The 19,809-nt window shown below is 42.9% G+C and carries 19 protein-coding genes, 1 pseudogene, 1 riboswitch and 1 other annotated feature; of the genes and pseudogenes, 8 read left to right on the plus strand and 12 right to left on the minus strand.

Annotation, left to right across the window (positions count from 1 at the left end; genetic code table 11):
- Window positions 1-13: 13 nt before the first annotated feature.
- From BOD01S_RS23725 to BOD01S_RS13835, 7 genes and pseudogenes are all read right to left on the minus strand, one after another.
- Window positions 14-1,270: pseudogene (locus BOD01S_RS23725) on the minus strand (phosphoribosyltransferase family protein); the annotation flags it as partial.
- A 12-nt stretch (window positions 1,271-1,282) separates the two neighbouring features.
- Complete coding sequence (locus BOD01S_RS13810; protein ID WP_036153167.1) at window positions 1,283-2,410, minus strand: HpcH/HpaI aldolase/citrate lyase family protein; 1,128 nt, start codon at window positions 2,408-2,410, stop codon at window positions 1,283-1,285.
- An 88-nt stretch (window positions 2,411-2,498) separates the two neighbouring features.
- Complete coding sequence (locus tag BOD01S_RS13815; protein ID WP_036153169.1) at window positions 2,499-3,077, minus strand: TerD family protein; 579 nt, start codon at window positions 3,075-3,077, stop codon at window positions 2,499-2,501.
- A 13-nt stretch (window positions 3,078-3,090) separates the two neighbouring features.
- Complete coding sequence (locus tag BOD01S_RS13820; protein WP_036153171.1) at window positions 3,091-3,672, minus strand: TerD family protein; 582 nt, start codon at window positions 3,670-3,672, stop codon at window positions 3,091-3,093.
- 20 nt (window positions 3,673-3,692) lie between these two features.
- Window positions 3,693-4,310 carry a TerD family protein gene (locus BOD01S_RS13825; protein ID WP_036153174.1) on the minus strand — a complete coding sequence of 206 codons (618 nt, stop codon included), beginning with the start codon at window positions 4,308-4,310 and terminating at the stop codon, window positions 3,693-3,695.
- Window positions 4,311-4,395: 85 nt separating this feature from the next.
- On the minus strand, window positions 4,396-6,030 hold the full coding sequence (locus tag BOD01S_RS13830) for a YceG family protein (RefSeq protein WP_036153177.1): 1,635 nt from the start codon (window positions 6,028-6,030) through the stop codon (window positions 4,396-4,398).
- A 150-nt stretch (window positions 6,031-6,180) separates the two neighbouring features.
- Window positions 6,181-6,897: a TerC family protein gene (locus tag BOD01S_RS13835; RefSeq protein ID WP_407656003.1), complete on the minus strand. Its 717-nt coding sequence runs from the start codon at window positions 6,895-6,897 to the stop codon at window positions 6,181-6,183.
- 807 nt (window positions 6,898-7,704) lie between these two features.
- Between BOD01S_RS13835 and ilvA the strand changes: the two genes are divergently transcribed.
- Window positions 7,705-8,970, plus strand: a complete 1,266-nt coding sequence (ilvA, locus tag BOD01S_RS13840; RefSeq protein WP_036153188.1) for a threonine ammonia-lyase IlvA — start codon at window positions 7,705-7,707, stop codon at window positions 8,968-8,970.
- Window positions 8,971-9,068: 98 nt separating this feature from the next.
- Here ilvA and BOD01S_RS23560 read toward each other — a convergent pair whose 3' ends face one another.
- The 5 genes from BOD01S_RS23560 to BOD01S_RS13870 form a co-directional block, all read right to left on the minus strand.
- Entirely contained in the window at window positions 9,069-9,257 is a 189-nt protein-coding gene (locus BOD01S_RS23560; RefSeq protein WP_036153190.1) for a hypothetical protein, read from the minus strand.
- A 179-nt stretch (window positions 9,258-9,436) separates the two neighbouring features.
- On the minus strand, window positions 9,437-9,730 hold the full coding sequence (locus BOD01S_RS13850) for a nuclease-related domain-containing protein (RefSeq protein WP_036153193.1): 294 nt from the start codon (window positions 9,728-9,730) through the stop codon (window positions 9,437-9,439).
- A 312-nt stretch (window positions 9,731-10,042) separates the two neighbouring features.
- Window positions 10,043-10,837, minus strand: a complete 795-nt coding sequence (locus BOD01S_RS13860; RefSeq protein WP_036153198.1) for an ABC transporter ATP-binding protein — start codon at window positions 10,835-10,837, stop codon at window positions 10,043-10,045.
- Window positions 10,830-11,864: an ABC transporter permease gene (locus BOD01S_RS13865; protein ID WP_036153200.1), complete on the minus strand. Its 1,035-nt coding sequence runs from the start codon at window positions 11,862-11,864 to the stop codon at window positions 10,830-10,832. The genes BOD01S_RS13860 and BOD01S_RS13865 overlap by 8 nt, the downstream gene beginning before the upstream one ends.
- A gap of 20 nt (window positions 11,865-11,884) precedes the next feature.
- Entirely contained in the window at window positions 11,885-12,892 is a 1,008-nt protein-coding gene (locus BOD01S_RS13870; protein ID WP_036153202.1) for an ABC transporter substrate-binding protein, read from the minus strand.
- Between the two features lie 324 nt (window positions 12,893-13,216).
- Window positions 13,217-13,261, plus strand: a riboswitch (PreQ1 riboswitch).
- Window positions 13,262-13,267: 6 nt separating this feature from the next.
- Here BOD01S_RS13870 and BOD01S_RS13875 point away from each other — a divergent pair.
- The 7 genes from BOD01S_RS13875 (at window position 13,268) to trpA (ending at window position 19,809) form a co-directional block, all read left to right on the plus strand.
- Window positions 13,268-13,753, plus strand: a complete 486-nt coding sequence (locus BOD01S_RS13875; protein WP_036153205.1) for a QueT transporter family protein — start codon at window positions 13,268-13,270, stop codon at window positions 13,751-13,753.
- Window positions 13,754-13,953: 200 nt separating this feature from the next.
- Window positions 13,954-14,160 (plus strand) — a binding site (T-box leader).
- A 59-nt stretch (window positions 14,161-14,219) separates the two neighbouring features.
- The gene (locus BOD01S_RS13880; protein ID WP_052124781.1) at window positions 14,220-15,410 is read left to right on the plus strand and encodes a chorismate-binding protein; all 1,191 of its coding nucleotides are present in this window, start codon (window positions 14,220-14,222) and stop codon (window positions 15,408-15,410) included.
- The gene (trpD, locus tag BOD01S_RS13885) at window positions 15,407-16,444 is read left to right on the plus strand and encodes an anthranilate phosphoribosyltransferase (protein ID WP_036153206.1); all 1,038 of its coding nucleotides are present in this window, start codon (window positions 15,407-15,409) and stop codon (window positions 16,442-16,444) included. Before BOD01S_RS13880 ends, trpD begins: the two co-directional genes overlap by 4 nt.
- On the plus strand, window positions 16,441-17,229 hold the full coding sequence (gene trpC, locus BOD01S_RS13890) for an indole-3-glycerol phosphate synthase TrpC (RefSeq protein ID WP_036153208.1): 789 nt from the start codon (window positions 16,441-16,443) through the stop codon (window positions 17,227-17,229). The genes trpD and trpC overlap by 4 nt, the downstream gene beginning before the upstream one ends.
- On the plus strand, window positions 17,226-17,843 hold the full coding sequence (locus BOD01S_RS13895) for a phosphoribosylanthranilate isomerase (protein ID WP_036153210.1): 618 nt from the start codon (window positions 17,226-17,228) through the stop codon (window positions 17,841-17,843). Before trpC ends, BOD01S_RS13895 begins: the two co-directional genes overlap by 4 nt.
- Window positions 17,840-19,033 (plus strand): tryptophan synthase subunit beta, encoded by a 1,194-nt coding sequence (trpB, locus tag BOD01S_RS13900; protein ID WP_036153212.1) that lies wholly within the window; start codon window positions 17,840-17,842, stop codon window positions 19,031-19,033. Before BOD01S_RS13895 ends, trpB begins: the two co-directional genes overlap by 4 nt.
- Entirely contained in the window at window positions 19,030-19,809 is a 780-nt protein-coding gene (trpA, locus tag BOD01S_RS13905; RefSeq protein WP_036153213.1) for a tryptophan synthase subunit alpha, read from the plus strand. Before trpB ends, trpA begins: the two co-directional genes overlap by 4 nt.

The following is a 19,809-nucleotide window of genomic DNA, read 5'->3' on the forward strand; positions in this document are numbered from 1 at the left end:
TTAAAGAAGCAAGGAGCTCTTCAAGACCCTTCTTGCTGGCTAAGCGCTCCAGAACAATGATAATCTCCTCATAGCGTCCTTCTGGAATATTATATAAGTAGTTTGTAACACCGGCATTTTCCGGGCTTTCAAACTGAAATTTATTATAAATTAATGTGTCCTCATGCGAGTAAATCGGACTGCGGGTCGTGGATTGGAAATAAACATCTTCACCAAGGCAGGAAGCAATACGCATCGGTACATACATGCATTCACCTGTACCGATGACGAGAGTTTCTCCCCCTCTGCGCTTTGACCTGATCCGAGTGCTCAATGCCTTAAACTCCTGCTCAGCGCGACATTCTTCTTCTTTTGTAATGCCAAAGCGCCCTGTTCCTGCATAATAAGGTTCTCTGCAGATCGAGCCGTCTTCACTAAAGGAATGGTAAGGGAAGATAGATGGCAGTGTGTCCTCTATCTGTTCAACCGCTATTGATCGAGCATTCTTTTTTACAGGCTCCTCTTCACCTTCTACAGAACCTTCTACATTCATTTCCCCAGCCATCAGCGATATTACATTCAATGTAATACCAAGATGTTCAGCCTTTTCCTCATAGGCTGCACGTTGGCCGTTATTACGCCAGTCCAAAATTGAAATGACCGTGAAATGTGCAAGATGGGGATAGGCATTTTTCAATTGATCTATAATGTTCAAATTCGTTTTCCCTGTGGAAATCTCATCATCTACTAAAATAATATGTTTGTGTTCCATAAATAGCTGTTTATTTTCGGTATATACCCGGTGGCTCGTGGCATGGGAATGCTCCTCTTCAAACCGGATAATTGGGGCCATGCCGCAAATTTCTTCCCGGGTTGTATGAATATAGGATGCCTGATCATTACACGCCCGGAAGAAGGCATGCCCTAATGCTGTCGCTGTTTCCGCAAAGCCGATAATAAGGTGCTTATTAGGCAGCGCAATCGGTCGCTCCCAAATTTGTTCTACTATCTCTAAATTTTTTTTCGTTTTAATGGCGTGAACAGCTTCCTCAGTATGCGGATGCTTTTGCTGGAATGCCACTTCTGCAAAGCGCATGGCCAAAAGAGCACCTGTAAGGAGCGGAATCTGCGGCTGCACTGCCAAGTGTTTTCCTAGTACTTTGCTGACGAATAAAAATGGGCGTTTTTTGTTAATACGTGCCGCTACATCAAAGAGTACAGTACGATCAAAATGGTAAGGATTTTCCCGCATTGTCGTATTTACATATAGTTTTTCCAATACTGAGTACATATGAACCGCCTCCTATAGTAAGTCGTCAAATTGGCGCTGTGGATGAAATACGCCATATACCTCTGCTCGGATAAGTATCTTTCTTGCCCACTCGTAGTGAGGCTTCATTTCATTCATCTTATTTGCATATTCGCTTTTCTGGACGCCTACTGTACCTTGCTGATTTCCCATAACATCCAGTGCATCTAAGTATTCTTCATGTGTCACTACATGCATGGCATTTACTACATTGATATGAGTTGGATGAATAATGGTTTTTCCGATTAATCCATTCAGCCGGTCCAATTGTATCTCTTTAATTAACCCTTCAGTAGTAGCTGTTATTTTTTTCGTCAGCATACTGCCTCCTTCATAATGATGGGGAGCGGGCGAATCAAAATATTCCCATACGCTGCCGGAAAGAACAAACGGATGCTCATTTCTGCCAAAGATATTTAAAATATCCGCTAAGCAATCTCTTACGATGACAATATCATAAAGGCTTGTCTGCAATGTACGGCGGATTCCATATAATCCCGAGAAATCGGTTGTGCCAATGCGGACATTTAAAATCGCATCATAATGCTGTACTAGTTTTTCTCTGATTATCAACAGGGCCTCATGCCGCTTTTCTTTATACAAAATATCGCTCGTTTCCAGAATCGGCATCCCATAAAGCGAATAGCCCTTTGCTCTTTGCTCCGACAGTTCCCCCAAATAGGCATCGGCATTATACACTGAGAATTTCGGGAATACATAGCCCGTCAAATAGTGCTGCAGTGGGCCAAGCAAGGCGGTTACCTCCTGCAATAGTTCGGGATTACGCGGGCGCACAAACAATAACGGCAGTTCCTCGTGGGTCACTGCCCCCTGCTCAATAGCTGCAGCCAATACTTCAAAGGTTTCATATAAATTGTTTAAAGCCGCTGTTACATGCAGATCTCCTACCGCATCTTCCAAATCGATAACAACCGATGTTAAGTTAGGAAACTTTTTCATTATTAAATCCTGTGCAATCCGTGGCTTTGTAGCGGGCATATAAAGAGTGGCGCCTAAGCAATAAGCAAGGTACTCCTTAGAGGTATTTTTTGAAAAAAGAGTAGGCTGTTTATAAAAAATAGACGCTAGTTCCTCGTGGGGTAACCCCATAAAAAAACGCATATAAAACCTCCATTTGAAAAGAAAAAGCCGCCCCCTTTCGGAACGGCCTCCTTTGTACTTTATTAAAGTAAATAGAATGAAACGTTTATTATACTGATAAGCCGTACGCTTGGACCAAAGCAGCCAACCCGCCTTGGTAACCGGATCCGACCGCATTAAATTTCCAATCCTGATTGTGACGATATAACTCGCAGAACACAACTGCTGTTTCGATGGAGAAATCTTCACCTAAATCAAAACGAAGCACTTCATTATTCGTATCTTCATTTATCAAACGTACAAATGCATTGGTGATTTGGCCAAAGTTTTGGCGGCGTGCCTCTGCATCATGGATCGTTACAGTAATAGCTATACGATCTACAGACTGCGGAACTTTTGATAGATCGACTTTAATCTGCTCATCGTCTCCATCTCCCTCACCCGTACGGTTATCGCCTGTATGAGTAACGGAACCATCTGTGCTTTGCAAATTATTATAAAAGATAAAATCCAGATCATTACGGCATTTTCCATCTGCCCCTAGCAGAAAGGCAGAGGCATCCAAGTCAAAGTCCTGGCCACCGTCGAAATTCTTTACATCCCAGCCTAAACCAATGATGATTCGTTGTAGGGAGGGATCGTTTTTTGTCAGGTCAATACGTTGCCCTTTGCTTAATTGAATCGCCATACGAATCCTCCTCTTACCCTACCTGTAAACCAAAGTCATTACATAAAGCTGCAAGGCCACCTTGGTAGCCTGAACCAATTGCAGAGAATTTCCATTCCGCACCATGACGGTATAGCTCGCCTACTACAAGGGCTGTTTCAATAGAGAAATCTTCCCCTAAGTCATAACGGATTAATTCCTGACCATTTGCATCATTAACGATACGGATAAAGGCATTCGATACCATGCCGAAATTTTGATTACGGCTTTCTGCATCATGGATTGTTACAGTGAAAGTAATTTTTTGGATAGCAGCCGGTACTTCATTCAATGTAACGTATACTACTTCGTCATCACCGTCGCCATCACCTGTCAAGTTATCACCCGAGTGGACAACCGAACCATTCCCGCCTGTTGTATTGTTATAGAAAACAAAATCGCTTGGGTCTTTTACTTTTCCTGTTTCATCCAGCAGGAAAATAGAAGTATCTAGGTCGAAGTCGTGTCCACCGTCATACTTGTTTGTATCCCACCCTAAACCAATCATCACTTTTTGCAAACCTGGATTTGTTTTTGTTAAATCCACTTTTTGACCTTTTGCTAATGAAACTACCATTTTATAATTCCCCCTTTTAATTATGTAAATCGGGCACAAACTTCGCCAAGTTTTTTATCCTGCGTACCGGTACCTGTTGCGCCAAATTTCCATTCATTATTATGACGGTAAATCTCCCCTGTAATAAGGGCTGTTTGATTTTGGTAATCCTCAGATAAATTATAACGAATCAACTCATTGTTCGTGCCTGGCTCAAGCACACGGATGTATGCATTGCGGATCATACCGAAATGCTGCTGACGGCTTTGCGCCTCATAAATATTCACAACAAACACTAATTTATTAAACTGCGCCGGCACAGCATTTAGGTCAATTGTAATGACTTCATCATCACCGTCGCCGTCACCTGTTAAATTATCTCCTGAATGAACAACCGACCCGCACGTACTTGTTTTTCTGCCGAAGTAGACAACATCCTCCTGGCGGGCAAGTTTATCGTTTTGCAGCATCAAAACAGATGCATCACAGTCAATATTAGGTTTTGAACTACCGCCACCGCCGAAAAGACCGCCTAAAAAACCGCCGCCGCTGCTTTTCTGTTCAACTGGATCCCATCCGAGTCCAACAACGATTTTGCTTAGTCCAGCGTTACCTTTTGTTAAGTCAACACGCTGGCCTTTTTGCAGATTTATTACCAATCGGACACACTTCCTTTCGTTCAAATTATCTAACAACTAAATAGTACCATTTCCAATTTCGCATTTCCAAAAAATGCTCCACTTTTTAAAAGTCCCTGCGTTTCATACGATCAAAAATGTTTTTCAGTGAAAGACGTTTACTCTCTTTCGCTTCTTTTTTTTCATGTAAAATATCTTTTAATGTAAGATGGAACTCCATTTTTTCCAATCTGTGTGTCATTATGATTGGTTCAGTTAAGAAGAGCTCAATATTTGTACTGCCGCCTGGTGAGAAAATAAAAACGTCAAACCCTAAAAATGCCAAAAAGACTAATAACACAGCATCTCCCCGCTGCATCTTTGCATCTTCTTCAATAAATAGGACATATTTCGGATTCTCGTAGCTATAGTCAAATTGACGGTAAAGCCGGAGCGTCTCCTCTTGCAGTTTGAAGAGCTGCCCCATAATATATCCCTTATAGTCGACATCTGACTCATGGGGAAGCCGCTCCACGATTTGCAAATCGATTAAACGAATGATTGTCTTCGCTATGTTTCGCTGGTTTGCTGCCGGCAGCTCTTTGTATGGCCAATTACGCATCTGGATCATTTTCTCAGCGTCCAATTCTCCATTCGTACTGGCATCCTGAACATAATACTGCATATTGGCCCGCTGCGGTTCAATTAATGGAAATGTATGGACGATTTGCGTCAGCGGGTTTTCTTTCAAGCGTTCCAGCTGGTCTTTATATTCCTGCCTGTTTGCTGCCACCCCGTCTATTTTTCCAAAAAGAACTGGAAGATACACATGCTCTTCATCGGCATCGAACCCTTCACGATGTTCCATTTTTGCTTCGGTGACAATAAACATCTCATCGTACGTAGTATTCAGCATGATTGCCCGCGTTTCATGATCGAGATATTTCCACGGATAATTGAGTTTAGAAGACTCATAGAAGTTTTGCTTCATTGTTTCATAAGTACGTGCTGTCACTGTCTGTACTTGAAGCGGCTTTTCATGGGGGAAGTCAAACAGCGTACTTGTAGATGCAAGCCTTGTTGTCGGAATGCCGAAAAGCCCGTATTTCTCTAATGGATTCTCCCCTGTCGGATCGAAAACTACAATATCGCAGCCAAACAAATAAAGAAAATAAACGAAATACGCCTCACTTTCCTTCATCGGCCCATACCAAAGAATTTTAGGCATCTTCTCCTCAAATGGAGCCTCCTGCATCCATAGGGGGAAGTAGTGCTTTGACCATTTCACTAAATCCAGGAATATACGCTGAAGATTAGGGTGTGATAATTTAGGATACTTTTTGTCCATCAGCTCCAGCCAGCTTTTAAATGTCTGCACGATATGCTGCTTATATGGCGTAGTTGTCAAAGGCAGTAATTGCCGCGCCGTGAAAAAAGCCAGCATTCGATTGATGGATAGCGGCGACTGTTTATGTATTTGTAGGATATTTACAATTTCTGTCCTTGTTTCAGGTTCAATTGCCTTCGGTAAAGAATCGAATAATAAGGACCAGCCAACAGGTAATGATTTTAGATTATATAAATATTCCTTCATATTATGCTCATCATCAAAAATACCGAGCATAACCTGCGCAATTCTTGTGTACCGGAATGTGGAATCACTTTTAGTATAGTCGGGTCTCGATGCTAACGGCTGCGTAATGATACTCTCCCATTGCTGTGCTGACGGGTCAGTATAATCGAGCGGTTGAAATATAATCACTAGCCTCACCTCTTTTATTTAGCAAATACATTTAAATTATACTTTATTTTGCACATCAATAGTATGAATCGCTCTGCTAGCGTCTGAATTTTTTTACAACTTCTCCCTCCAAGAAAAAAGGGCGGCTTCCTAGAAGCCTGCCCCTTGCCATTATGATGTACGTCCTTTTCCCTTATTCGCATAATGGATGAGTATTGTGACAGCAAATGCCGCTATTAAAATGGCAAAGAATAAGTAATGAGAAATCTCGATTCCAACGATGCTCAGTAGCATTTTGATTGCAATGATACCAATAAGGATGAAAGCTGTTGTTTCCAGCTCCGGAATCTTATCGATCAACGTAACAAAAATACCCGCGATCGTACGCATCATCAAGATTCCGATCATTCCGCCGATAAGCAGTACCCATACCTTATCTGAAATAGCGAATGCCGCTAAAATAGAGTCTACTGAGAAGGCAACGTCCATCAGTTCAACTGAAACAACTGTTGCCCAGAAAACACCAAATACTCGTACAAGCCAGCTCTTTTTGTTGAATTCCTTCCCTTCCTCGTCATCACCAGATTTTTGAAGAAAGTGGGAAATACAGATCCAGGCCAAGTATAGACCACCTAATAACTTAATAAACCAGAACTTAACGAGATAGACACCAATACCGATAAATATGAAACGGAAAACATAGGCACCAATCAGTCCGTAAAGCAATGCCTTTTTACGTTGTTTTTCCGGTAAGTGTTTAACGAGAATCGCCAAAACAAGCGCGTTATCAGCTGAGAGCAGCCCCTCAATGATTACTAAGGAAAAGATAAGTCCCCATGAAACAGGGTCTGTCAGTACTTCACCCCACATATGCCAATCGAAAAACATGGCATACGTGTCTAAAATTTGATTAATAACATCCAAATTGAATCCCACCTTATATTTCGCTAAAGTTACTTAATGAAGCGTATTTAAATAGTAGTATATATCCGCTGTTAAAACCAGCAATTTATAAATTACTAGCAGCTAAATTACTTGGTCGAGTAATTTAAGCTTTTCCTTCATTCTATTGGTGCTACAAGCATCGTTTCTCTCTTCTTTGGTGCTGCGCTTTAGAAAATAGTCTATCAGCACTTCTTAATAAATTACTGCTATTATACCCGTGCAGCTTATGCAAAATCCCTCCTATAACTTCTGACGCTTTCTCCTTCCATTCTTTATTTTGTTCAAATAAGAAGGGCCTTTTTCCCTCACTATATTTGCAGCCGCATACAACACTTTCTATTCCCTCTCTCCCCTGAAATTTAACCTTGCCTAAAAACCGGAAAAGCCCGCATTGATATGCTACGTTGTAAGAAGTTAATAGCAGCCAAGTTGTTTTTTATATCTCATCTTCCATCACGTTTTTAGATAGCCTTTCTTCATTATAGTAATGGGAAGTTATACTGCTACATCGAGACCATAGAAAAGCTGCTATACTCCAGCCATCCCATTTACTATATATAGATACTTTCAACAGCCTAAGTAATAATAAGTATGCTCCATAGTAGACCGCCTTTTCTTAAAAAGAGTAAATACAGCGCTTTCATTATGAACATTTATTGAATTTTTAGAATAATATTCGTTCAGCCGTATATTTTTCTGAATTTTATGATAAAATGAGGCAATGTTTTTTAATATGGAGGTTACATATAGATGGAAGAAGTTGCTCAAGTTAAAACCTTGGCGGTAGAAAATGTGCTGATTGCCCATCATTTTCTAAAGGATGTTGTGGTGCATACCCCGCTTCAAAAAAATGATTATTTGTCCGAGAAATACGGCGCGGCTATTTACCTTAAGCGTGAAGATTTGCAGCATGTCCGATCATTCAAGCTGCGCGGCGCTTATTATAAAATAAAGAAAATTGAAGACGAAGCTCGGGAAAAAGGTGTTGTGTGCGCAAGCGCCGGCAATCATGCCCAGGGAGTTGCCTATGCATGCGCCCATTTGAAAATCCAAGCGAAAATCTTCATGCCCAAAACTACACCGAAGCAAAAAATTGGCCAAGTGCGTATGTTTGGCCGTGAATATGTGGAAATTATTCTCGCCGGTGATACATTCGACGATTCGGCAGCCAGTGCTACCGCCTTCTGTGATGAGCATGAGATGATTTTTATCCATCCTTTTGATGACTTGGATGTAATAGCCGGTCAAGGCTCTGTAGCTGTAGAAATTATGAATGATATTGAAGAGCCAATTGACTTTGTTTTTGGAAGCATTGGGGGAGGCGGCTTAATGGCCGGGGTCTCTGCTTACGTGAAAAACCTCTCCCCTAAAACACGGGTAGTAGGTGTTGAGCCTGCGGGGGCAGCAAGCATGAAAGCAGCTTTATCAGAAGGAGAACCAGTCTCTCTTGACAGTATTGATAAATTTGTAGATGGTGCTGCTGTCCAATGTGTCGGCAGGGAGACGCATAACATATGCCAGTATTATTTGGACGATATACTCTCTGTACCTGAAGGAAAAGTATGCACGACTATCTTGGATTTATATAACAAACACGCTATTGTGGCTGAGCCCGCAGGAGCTTTGCCTGTAGCAGCGCTTGATTTTTACGCAGATCAAATCCGTGGTAAATCTGTTGTACTCATTATTTCAGGCGGAAACAACGATATTGGCCGGATGCAGGAGATTAAGGAAAAGTCGCTACTATATGAAGGCTTGTTATATTACTTCATTGTCAATTTCCCGCAACGTGCTGGTGCTCTTCGTCAGTTTCTGACAGAGGTGCTAGGGCCTACAGATGATATTACACATTTCGAATATACAAAGAAAAACAATAAAGAAAGCGGCCCTGCCATTGTTGGAATTGAAGTACTGAACCGTTCAGACTACCCACAGCTTCTGGAACGGATGAAGGCAAACGGTTTTGAATATAAAGAGGTAAATAATGATAGTACACTTTTTGGATTGCTAATATAGAAAATGTTCCCGTGCATATCGGCTGCACGGGTTTTTTTGTCGTTCGGCCTTTTTTATCAGCGGTTTTCTGGAGGATATTAGCGGTTTTGCAGAATTTATCACTGCTTCTCAAATAAGTCAGCAATCCGATACCGACGACCTTTCTTTTCTCCTTCGTATGTAACATTGAGGGATAATAGCAGCCATTTTGCTGAATCTGTCGATTGGACTCCTGCGTCCTTTCGAAACACCGCATTTGTCATCCAGCTCCCTACAAGTAAATAATAGTCCTCCAATGCCGCTATCAAAAGTTGGCTGAAACAGATTCTCCTTCCGGATGCTTTTTAATTGCCGCACTAATTCATCAAATTCCGGCCGGCCAAGACTTATTTCATAGCGGGAAAGCAGGCTATTTACATACCTTTCAAGCCCGCTGACATGAAATACCGGTTCATTTACCGGTACATCTTTTAAAACCCCTCTTGTATTAGAAAACAACAGCATATTCAATTGGTATAGCCGCTCCAATTAATTGGCTTAGTGCTCGGACATGCCGCCGGACCCGATCAAGTGGATTACGAAAGCCTTCCTCCACACCGTCTTCACGTTTTCTCACAAATTGGTGCCGGGAATCGCAAAAACTGATTCCTCCTACCATATTTTTCACTTCTACAATAAGGATAAAATACTTCGATATAAATAAAACATCCAATTGATAGAAAGCATTATCCAGCTGAATCGTAAAATCATAGAACAGTGCATGTTCTATTTCGAGATGCATATCCTATCAGTGCCATCTGACCTGCTGCTCTCCTGCATGACCTGCTTTCATCTTGAATAAGTCCGTTCTATTTCCGGAACCACCCGACGCATAGGCGACTGAAGTACATTTACCTTCCTCGCTGTATCTGTCATCATTTATTCCTCCTTTCCTATTAGTTGGGTAGCTATTTAAATGCACCTTCAAAATGTATAAAATGAAAATTTTGGCGAAATTTATTTCCCGGGTAATTATTCCATTTCCCTCATTCCGCATTATTCGCCAATTACTGCATACAAAAAGAGCATCCTACTAGATAGGACGCTCTTTTTATTACCCTAATAACGCACGGTCTGAGTTCATCTTTTCTCCGCGTATATGCTCGAACTCCGTCATTAAATCCGGAATGGTCAGGCCGGGCTTTTTATCTTCGCTGACTTCCAGGATGATTTGACCTTTATCCATCATAATCAAGCGATTCCCAAGATCTAGGGCCTGCTGCATATTATGCGTGACCATCAGCGTTGTCAGATTGTCTGCTTCGACAAGCTCTTTTGTCAGCTTCGTAATCAAATCAGCACGTGATGGGTCAAGTGCTGCTGTATGTTCATCCAGCAAAAGGATGGACGGCTTCGTAAAGGTAGCCATCAATAAACTTAATGCCTGGCGTTCTCCCCCTGATAGAAGACCAACCTTCGCTGTCAGGCGGTTTTCTAGATTTAGATGAAGCCGCTCCAGAGATGTCCGAAAGAAATCCCGTCTTTTTTTATCCACTCCAAAACGAAGACCACGCTTTTGATTCCGTGAGTAGGCAATTGCAAGATTTTCCTCGATTGTCATGGCCGGGGCTGTTCCTGCCATAGGATCCTGAAACACGCGACCGATAAAGTGTGCGCGCTTATACTCTGGGAGACGCGTTACATCATTACTATCAATCGTTACTGACCCAAAATCCGGCATAAGAGCACCTGAAATCATATTCATCATTGTAGATTTCCCAGCACCGTTACTTCCGATGATTGTAACGAAATCACCAGGTGCCAGCCGGAGATTAATATTATCGAGGGCAATCTTTTCATCTGGAGTACCCTCGTTAAAAATTTTGTTGATTCTATCTAATTTAAGCAAGAGGATTGCCTCCTTGCTCTACAGGCGCTGGTATATGTGCAGCATTGCGCTCTGCCATACGTTTCGCCTTGCGTTTTTTCTCTTTCTGTTTGTCTATTATTTGCGGTACTACTAATGCTAAAATAACGATAAATGCTGTGATCAGCTTCATGTCTCCTGTATCCAGGAAATCGACACGCAGCGCGAAGGCATAAATCATTCGGTAAATAACTGCTCCTGCTACTACAGCAAAAGTAGTACGGACAATCGTTTTTGTCCCAAAGATTGCTTCTCCGATAATAACTGAAGCAAGCCCGATTACAATCATTCCTACTCCCATCTGAATATCGGAGAATTTTGAGTATTGAGCAATAAGTGCTCCTGCAAGAGCGACGAGTGCATTTGAAAGACCCAGCCCCAAAATAATCAATCTATCTGTATTGGCTGAAAAACTACGAATCATTCGTTTATTGTCACCTGTAGCTCGGATAGCCAGACCGACTTCCGTCTTTAAAAACCAATCTGCAATGAACTTAATGATTATCGTGATGATAAGGACTACTAACACAGTACCATATGTTGTAGGTACTGACTCAACGCCCATTTCCCGGAGCATGTTGCTGATAGTATCATCAATACCAAGGCTGCCCCAGAAGTTTTGGAACATAGTGAAAATCGTATCTGTATTTAGCAGTGGTACGTTTGATACACCGGCCCCGCCTTCACGTGTCATGCCCATAATCCGCAAGTTAATAGAATACAAGGCAATCATCATTAAAATCCCTGATAATAGCGGATTTATTTTTCCCTTTGTGTGTAAAAGCCCTGTTATACATCCTGCAATAAATCCAGCTATTACTGCGGCTAACGTCGCAATGAGCGGGTTATAGCCAAGCACGATCATCATCGCTGCTGTCGCTGCCCCCGTCACAAAGCTACCATCAACCGTTAAATCCGGAAAATCCAGCACCCGGAATGTCAGATACACGCCGAGCGCCATAATTGCATAGATGATTCCTTGCTCAACAGAACCAAATAGAGCTAACATATTGAATCATCTCCTGTTTATTATTCACTAATCTCTGCGTTCCAAGATTCTTTCACTTCAAGGCCTAGATTATCTGCTGCTTTTTTATTGATCACTAATTTCAGATTACCTGGGTATGTTGCCGGAATTTCTCCAGGCGATTTTCCTTCTTTCAGAATTTGGACTGCCTTTTCCCCTGCTTCATAGCCGATATCATAATATTCAAATCCGTAAGCGCCTAAACCACCGCGTGCTACGGAATCCATCTCTCCTACCATTAACGGTAATTTATTGGCATTTGCCACATCGATCACTGATTCCAGTGCAGATACAACTGTATTGTCTGTAAGGATATATAAGGAATCAACTTTACCCAGCAATGATTCTGTAGCCTGTTTTACTTCTGCTGATGTTGATACAGCTGCTTCCACTAATTCAATTCCTTCCGCTTTAAGAGCTTTCTTTACTTGTTCGACTTGCGCAATGGAATTTTGTTCACCTGTGTTATACACCGTACCTACCTTTTTCGCACCAAGCTCATCCTTTAAGAATTTGACTGTATTAGCAATTGTGTCAGGGTGCAGGTCAATTGTTCCGGTTACGTTTCCACCCGGGGCCTCCATAGAAGTCACTAATTCTGCTCCGACTGCATCTGTTACCGATGTGAAAACAATCGGAATATCAGATGTGGCAGATTTGGCAGCCTGAGCAGATGGTGTAGAATTTGCGAAGATTAAATCGACCCCGTCACTTACTAACTTTTGAGCAATGGTAACCGTCTGACTACTGTCTCCACTTGCTGAATTAAACTGATATTCCACTTCAAGTCCTGCATCTTCAAGTGCCTTTTGAAAACCTTCATAAGCCGCATCTAGTGAAGGATGCTCCACGATTTGTGTCACGCCGATAACATATGTGTCTTTTTCCTCTGCGGCTGATCCTGTTTTTACCTTATCGTTTGCTGAATCTGAATCACTCCCACATCCAGCCAGCATAAAAGTAAGCGCTGCTGCCGATAAAAATGAAGCCTTTTTTAATGTAAATGCCATTCTCAAGTCCCCCCTAGAACTACTTTTCTATTTTATGCTTTACCGATTCAACTTGCCAAAGTGTGAATTTACCGCTATCTTACATTCATATCGTCAGATAGTCAATAACATTGTGAATTTTCTGAACTATAAGCACTGGAGGTTCCCTATTTTTATTGTTATTTTTTTGATATTCAATCTCAAAGATACAAAAAAAGGTTATTTTTATATCAAATATATTCGTTTTGTCAATTTTCTAAAAATTAATTTCCCCTGTCTCCACTTCTTTTTTCTATGAAATTTGACGCACTCTCTTCCCTGTATTAAAATATTACTCTGTGCTAAAAACACGTGGTTCGCAACCATCCCACGCAAAAAAACTAGGAGGATTTTCATATGAAAGTTAAGTTTTTAGCGACAAGTGCCATTATCGCCGCGCTTTATATTGTCGTCACAATGATGTTTTCTGCAATCAGCTTCGGACAGGTACAGTTCCGTCTTGCAGAAATTTTTAATCATCTGATTGCTTTTAATCCACGTTATATGGTCGGTGTCGTATTAGGTGTATTTATTTCCAATTCTCTCTTTTCAACAATTGGTGTCTTGGATCTCATTTTTGGTGTTGGTCATACAATGATCACGCTTGGTATCTTCATTCTTATTTGTAAATACGTCAAAAATGTATGGGCTCGTCTCATCATTAATACATTTTTATTTACATGTACAATGTTCATCATCGCTTTCGAGCTAAACCTGGCCTTGGAGCTTCCTTTCTGGGAAACTTGGTTGTTCTGTGCAATCGGGGAATTTGTCGTACTGGCAATTGGTACACCGATCATGTACCTATTAAACAGCCGCTTGCATTTTAAAAACTTAATTTAATTGTTATTAACGGCAGGGGCATCCCCAGGCTAATGGAGCGGTTCCAACTCGGTACCGCTCCATTTTTTCACCCCTTTATTTTCAGAAAATATTGACTTACCGTTTTCTACCCTTTACAATTATCGTTAATTCATTCGTTCGGACTGGTTGAAGGTTGCGGAGAGCCGCAATCGCCATATGAGCAGAGTTGAGAATAGCCGAGTAAATTGATGAATAAGAAGAGTAGCAGGCAGTAAAGCGTTTAGAGAGCACGTGGTTGGTGCAAACGTGTCGCTTTTTCCTGTGAATGGGCCTTAGGAGAGCCGTCAGCATGAGTTGATGGACGGGAAATCCCACGTTACGGGATTTGAGAGGGAGCAATATGCTCCAATCTGAGGTGGCAACGCGGTTATTCAATCGTCCTCTACAAAAAGTTTACGCTTTTTGTAGAGGACTTTTTTTATTTTAGATGAGTGGAGTGGAGCAGATGATCAAGCACAAATTACGGACGACTATCAAAAAGATCAACGGTGATTGCTTAACACCGGTATTGATTTTTAATCGTCTACAGGGAAAACGGAAATTTTTACTAGAGAGTTCGGCAAAGCACGAAACGACTGGACGCTATTCTTTCATTGGGGCAAACCCGCGAAAGACGTATACAGGTTCGAATAAGACACTAACCGAGTATTCATATTTAACGGATAGAAGCTATAGCTACGAGGGGGATTTAGTAAACCTCCTAAAGCAAGTGATGCCCCGCATTTCAACAAATACAGAATACCCTTTTACAGGAGGGGCCATCGGATATATTCGTTTCAATCGGGAGCAAGCGGATATTCCGGCAATAAATTTCCATGTGTACGATACGATTGTCATATTTGATCATGTAACTGATGAGGTGACAATCATTCATACGAACATTGAAGCAGAAGTAAAGGAGCCTTGTATTGAAGAGGTTATGCATCAAATCATAAATGCTGATACTCTATTGCCGCAGGAATTTTTGCTTGGCCGTTTTACGGAACAAACATCAAAAAAGGAATGGACTGGGCAGGTCGAGCAGCTGCAGAAAATGATAGCTGCCGGGGAATTAACAGAAGTCGTATTATCCCGCAGGTTACTGGCTGACTTTTCCGGTGATGCTTTTTCGCTTTACCGGGCTTTACGAGTAAAGCACCCTTCGCCCTATCTGTACTATATCGAATTCGACGATCATACAGTAATTGGTGCTTCACCAACAAGTGTAGTCGGTGTGCATGGCCATGTATTAAAAACGAATGCTTCAACTAATATACAGGATGTTTGCTTAAGGGATACCATCCAGCAGAAGGACGATGTCATCTCCGGTGTGCTTTCTCCTGCTTTGCATGCTATTGATGCATTGACCTACCTGCTGCCGGCTGACATCGTGACAGGCAAACAGAAACAGCAGGCCGAGGAGGCAATCCAGAAAACCGAGCAAAGTCAGCGGGCTCTTTATGGCGGGGCTATTGGCTATATCGGTTTCAATGGACAAATAGATTTCGCCCTCGCTTCCCGTACATTGATTCTTCAACAAGGGAAGGCTCTGACAGAAACCGGTGCGACGGTGACAGCAGAAAGTGTAGGCTCAATTCTCTATGAGCACTCACAAGTTGACTTACTTTCAGAAATGGTAAAGGGGCGGACATCATGAGCTTAACGAATTATATAAATCGTCTTGCAAAGGGTGAACATCTATTATTTGAAGAAATGATAGATGCAGCAGGCTATGTATTCGATGAAACAACACCTAAGGAGCAGATTCACGAATTCCTGCTTGTTTTAAGTGCAAAAGGCGAAACAGCCCATGAAATAGCGGGCCTTGCCTCTGTTATGCGGTCACATGCTATCCCGATTGAAGTGCCTGAAGGGATTTATATCGATAATTGCGGAACGGGTGGAGATGGATTACAAAGCTTTAATATTTCTACTACTTCTGCTTTCGTCCTCGCAGGCGGCGGACTGCTCGTTGCTAAACACGGGAATCGAAAAGTGTCCAGTTTATCAGGAAGCTCTGATGTACTGGAAGCGCTGGGCATTGGATTATTGTCTACCATAGAGCAGACAACGGAGCTGTTGAAGCAGGAAGGGATTGCCTTCCTGCATGCCCCCACTATCCATCCAAAACTAAAACGAATCGGTGAAATCCGTCAGGCAATCGGCAAGCCGACTATTTTCAATATGGTAGGTCCGTTAACAAATCCTGTTCCATTAAAGACTCAATTCGTAGGGATTAACCGTCCTGCCTTTACGACCTCTTATGCGGAAGTACTTCATATGATCGGGCGGGACCGGGCAATTGTCGTATCAGGTGCAAAAGGGATGGATGAGGCTTCCTTGGAAGGTGAAAATACGTTTGTCCTGCTGGATCACGGCGATATTTTGCCGTTTAAATTACGTGCTGAAGATGTAGGATTGACCTCGCAGCCACTTTCTGCCATCCGTGGAGGAAACGCTGGGGAAAATGCAGCTATTATGCGAGAACTGCTTGCTGGAAAACAAAGTGCCTACTTTGACACTGTCATTCTTAATGCAGGTATCGGCTTCTTTGCATACGGCCTTGCTGAAACGATGAAAGAAGGAATTGACATGGCAAAAGACAGCATTTTTTCCGGACGTGCAATAGGCAAATTAGAAGCAGTTATCGCCTACAGCCAACAGTTGACGAAAGCAGGTGCAAACAAATGACTATTTTAAATCAGATACTTGATCATAAAAAAACGGAGTTAGAGAAATTAAAGGGGCAGACTCCCCTGTTTAACCTAGATAAAAAGAAGCGCCCTTCCCTTTATGACACATTAATTCATGCAGATCACCTACAGGTTATCGCTGAAATGAAACGTGCCTCTCCTTCTAAAGGAGATATCGCAGCATATGTTAATCCTGTCGAGCAGGCAAGCCATTATGAAAGTGCAGGTGCAGCGTGTATCTCCGTGCTGACCGAAACGAAATATTTCAAAGGCTCATACGAGGATTTGAACGCTGTAGCAAAGGCAGTAGTCATTCCAGTCCTCTGTAAGGATTTTATTATCGATGAGGTACAGATCGACTATGCAAAAGCGGCTGGTGCCTCTGTCATCCTCCTCATTGTTGCCGCTTTGTCAGATGAAGAACTGGCCCGTCTCCATACCTATGCAACTAACCATGACCTAGAGGTTCTTGTAGAGGTACATGATACAGAGGAGCTAGAACGCGCACTAGCAATAAACGCACGTATTATTGGTGTGAACAACCGCAATCTTAAAACCTTTGAGGTTGATTTGAAGCAGACAAAAACAGTAGCCCGTGCTTTCAACCGGCCGGATGTCGCATTTATATCAGAAAGCGGTATTTGGAATGAGGCAGATGCTGCACTTGTGGCGAGCTACGGGGCAAAGGGAATATTAGTCGGCGAATCATTAATGCGCAGCAACAACATAATAGCTGCTCTTCAGGCATTGCAAGTGGAATTGAAAGCGGGTGAAGTAAGATGACACTCGTAAAAATCTGTGGCTTAACGGAACAGCGCCATGTTCAAACAGCCATCAGCGCTGGGACAGATTTTATTGGCTTTGTTTTTGCACCGAGCAAGCGGCAAGTGACGATTGAGCAAGCCGCTGCACTAGCAAAAGACATCGCCGGAAACGTAAAGAAGGTCGGCGTATTCGTCAATGCAGAAAAGGAATTTTTACAGGAAGCATATAAAAAGGTGCCACTCGATTACATTCAATATCACGGGGATGAAACGATTGACTTCATCAAGCAGGTCGGCCTTCCGGCAATTAAGGCTTTTTCCATTCGGACAACGGAGGATGTCTTAAAAGCAGCGGACTATGATGTCGATTACTATCTTTTTGACGCTCCCAGAACGGATTACCGAGGAGGCAGCGGTCATTCTTTTGACTGGTCATTACTCGAGGAATCGAATATTCCACGTGAAAAAGTTATTTTAGCCGGTGGATTGAATGCTGACAACATTGCAGCGGCCATCCACCTCGTTCAGCCGGCAGGTGTAGATGTATCAAGCGGTGTCGAACAGGACGGTATAAAGGCTGAAGCGTTAATAAAAGGCTTTCTACAAACAGCAAAAGGAGCAAAGATGATATGACTACTACGACAGCGGCAGGACGTTTCGGTGCATACGGAGGACAATTCGTACCAGAAACGCTGATGACACCATTACTTGAACTTGAAAAATCCTATGAGGAAGCAAAGCAGGATCCTGCCTTTCAGGAAGAATTACACTACTATTTGACGCATTATGTCGGACGCGAAACCCCTCTTTACTTCGCAGAACGTCTGACAGAAAAGATCGGAGGGGCGAAGATCTATTTGAAGCGTGAGGATTTAAACCATACGGGTGCACATAAAATCAATAATGCCCTAGGCCAGGCGCTGCTTGCCATCCGCATGGGTAAAAAGAAGATCGTTGCTGAAACAGGTGCCGGCCAGCATGGTGTAGCAACAGCAACAGCATGCGCTTTACTTAATCTTGATTGCATCGTTTATATGGGCGCAGAGGACGTCAAACGCCAGGCGCTGAACGTCTTTCGCATGGAACTCCTTGGGGCAAAAGTTATCTCTGTGGAAAAGGGCTCTGCAACACTGAAGGACGCGGTAAATGAGGCTCTGCGCCACTGGGTAACCCATATTGAAGATACTCATTATATACTTGGCTCAGCTCTAGGACCACACCCCTTCCCTACGATCGTCCGCGATTTTCAGCGGGTCATAGGGGATGAGGCCCGTATTCAGATTCAAGAACAAGAGGGACGTCTTCCAAATGCCGTTGTAGCTTGTGTCGGAGGAGGCAGCAATGCAATCGGCATGTTCTATCCTTTCATCGGAGATCGGGATGTCAAGCTGATTGGTGTCGAGGCAGCCGGTGCAGGTATTGAAACCGGTAAGCATGCCGCTGCTATTGCAGGAGGGCAAAAAGGGGTCCTGCACGGTGCCTATATGTATCTCCTGCAAGATGAAAACGGCTTCGTCCAGGAGGCCCATTCTATTTCTGCGGGACTCGACTATCCCGCTGTTGGTCCAGAGCATTGTTTCCTTTCGGATATCGGCCGTGCTGCGTATGATTCGGTAACAGATGAAGAAGCTTTGGAGGGCGTCAAGCTATTATGTGCTACAGAAGGTATTTTGCCGGCTATTGAAAGTGCTCATGCGGTGTTTTATACATCGAAGCTGGCAGCTACTATGAAAAAGGATGACATCATCATCGTATGCTTATCCGGACGGGGAGACAAAGATGTTCATACACTGATTGATGCACTGGGAGGTAATATGCGATGACACTACAAACAGCAATGGAATCAGCTATCAAATCCGGGGAAAAAGCATTTGTTCCTTATATTATGGCCGGCGACGGCGGCTTAAGCATCTTACGTGAGACAATACTTCGCCTACAGCATTTAGGTGTAACAGCTATTGAAGTAGGCATCCCATTCACTGACCCTGTAGCAGATGGTCCTACAATTGAAAAGGCTGGTGAACGTGCGCTGGCAAATGGGGTAAATTTACGCAATGTACTTGCGGCCTTGAAGGAATTTGCCCATGAAGTGAAGATCCCCCTTGTTGCGATGACATATTTGAATCCGATCTTAGCGTATGGGGCTGCAGCATTTGCCCAAGATGCCTACGAAGCTGGCATCCGTGGACTGATTGTACCAGATATGCCTCTGGAGGAAAGCTCAATCATTCATACAGAGCTCTCCGAAAAAGAGATTTCCCTTATACAGCTTGTCTCTTTGACAAGCCCGACCGAGCGTATCGCAAAGCTTGCAGCAGCCAGTGAAGGATTTATCTATGCAGTCACAGTCAACGGTATAACAGGTGCCCGCTCCGTTTTTTCTAATGACCTGGCCCCTCATTTTGCTAACTTAAAGTCCTATAGTGCCCTACCTGTGCTGGCCGGCTTCGGCATCTCAACACCTGAGCAAGTGGAAGCATTCGGTTCATTTAGCGATGGGGTCATTGTCGGCAGTAAAATTGTCGATGCTCTCGCGCACAATGACTGGGAAACGATTGAATCATTAGTAAAAGCATCAAAACATGCGGAGGTGAATTAA

The sequence above is a fragment of the Lysinibacillus odysseyi 34hs-1 = NBRC 100172 genome (assembly GCF_001591965.1).
Classification (GTDB): Bacteria; Bacillota; Bacilli; order Bacillales_A; family Planococcaceae; genus Lysinibacillus_B; species Lysinibacillus_B odysseyi.

What these genes read in the sequence shown, in the direction of transcription:
- BOD01S_RS13810 (WP_036153167.1), bottom strand. Translation starts at nt 2,410, where the DNA reads ATGCGTTTTTTTATGGGGTTACCCCACGAGGAACTAGCGTCTATTTTT.
- BOD01S_RS13815 (WP_036153169.1), bottom strand. Translation starts at nt 3,077, where the DNA reads ATGGCGATTCAATTAAGCAAAGGGCAACGTATTGACCTGACAAAAAAC.
- BOD01S_RS13820 (WP_036153171.1), bottom strand. Translation starts at nt 3,672, where the DNA reads ATGGTAGTTTCATTAGCAAAAGGTCAAAAAGTGGATTTAACAAAAACA.
- BOD01S_RS13835 (WP_407656003.1), bottom strand. Translation starts at nt 6,897, where the DNA reads ATGTTTTTCGATTGGCATATGTGGGGTGAAGTACTGACAGACCCTGTT.
- ilvA (WP_036153188.1), top strand. Translation starts at nt 7,705, where the DNA reads ATGGAAGAAGTTGCTCAAGTTAAAACCTTGGCGGTAGAAAATGTGCTG.
- BOD01S_RS13850 (WP_036153193.1), bottom strand. Translation starts at nt 9,730, where the DNA reads ATGCATCTCGAAATAGAACATGCACTGTTCTATGATTTTACGATTCAG.
- BOD01S_RS13865 (WP_036153200.1), bottom strand. Translation starts at nt 11,864, where the DNA reads ATGTTAGCTCTATTTGGTTCTGTTGAGCAAGGAATCATCTATGCAATT.
- BOD01S_RS13870 (WP_036153202.1), bottom strand. Translation starts at nt 12,892, where the DNA reads ATGGCATTTACATTAAAAAAGGCTTCATTTTTATCGGCAGCAGCGCTT.
- BOD01S_RS13875 (WP_036153205.1), top strand. Translation starts at nt 13,268, where the DNA reads ATGAAAGTTAAGTTTTTAGCGACAAGTGCCATTATCGCCGCGCTTTAT.
- BOD01S_RS13880 (WP_052124781.1), top strand. Translation starts at nt 14,220, where the DNA reads ATGATCAAGCACAAATTACGGACGACTATCAAAAAGATCAACGGTGAT.
- trpD (WP_036153206.1), top strand. Translation starts at nt 15,407, where the DNA reads ATGAGCTTAACGAATTATATAAATCGTCTTGCAAAGGGTGAACATCTA.
- trpC (WP_036153208.1), top strand. Translation starts at nt 16,441, where the DNA reads ATGACTATTTTAAATCAGATACTTGATCATAAAAAAACGGAGTTAGAG.
- BOD01S_RS13895 (WP_036153210.1), top strand. Translation starts at nt 17,226, where the DNA reads ATGACACTCGTAAAAATCTGTGGCTTAACGGAACAGCGCCATGTTCAA.
- trpB (WP_036153212.1), top strand. Translation starts at nt 17,840, where the DNA reads ATGACTACTACGACAGCGGCAGGACGTTTCGGTGCATACGGAGGACAA.
- trpA (WP_036153213.1), top strand. Translation starts at nt 19,030, where the DNA reads ATGACACTACAAACAGCAATGGAATCAGCTATCAAATCCGGGGAAAAA.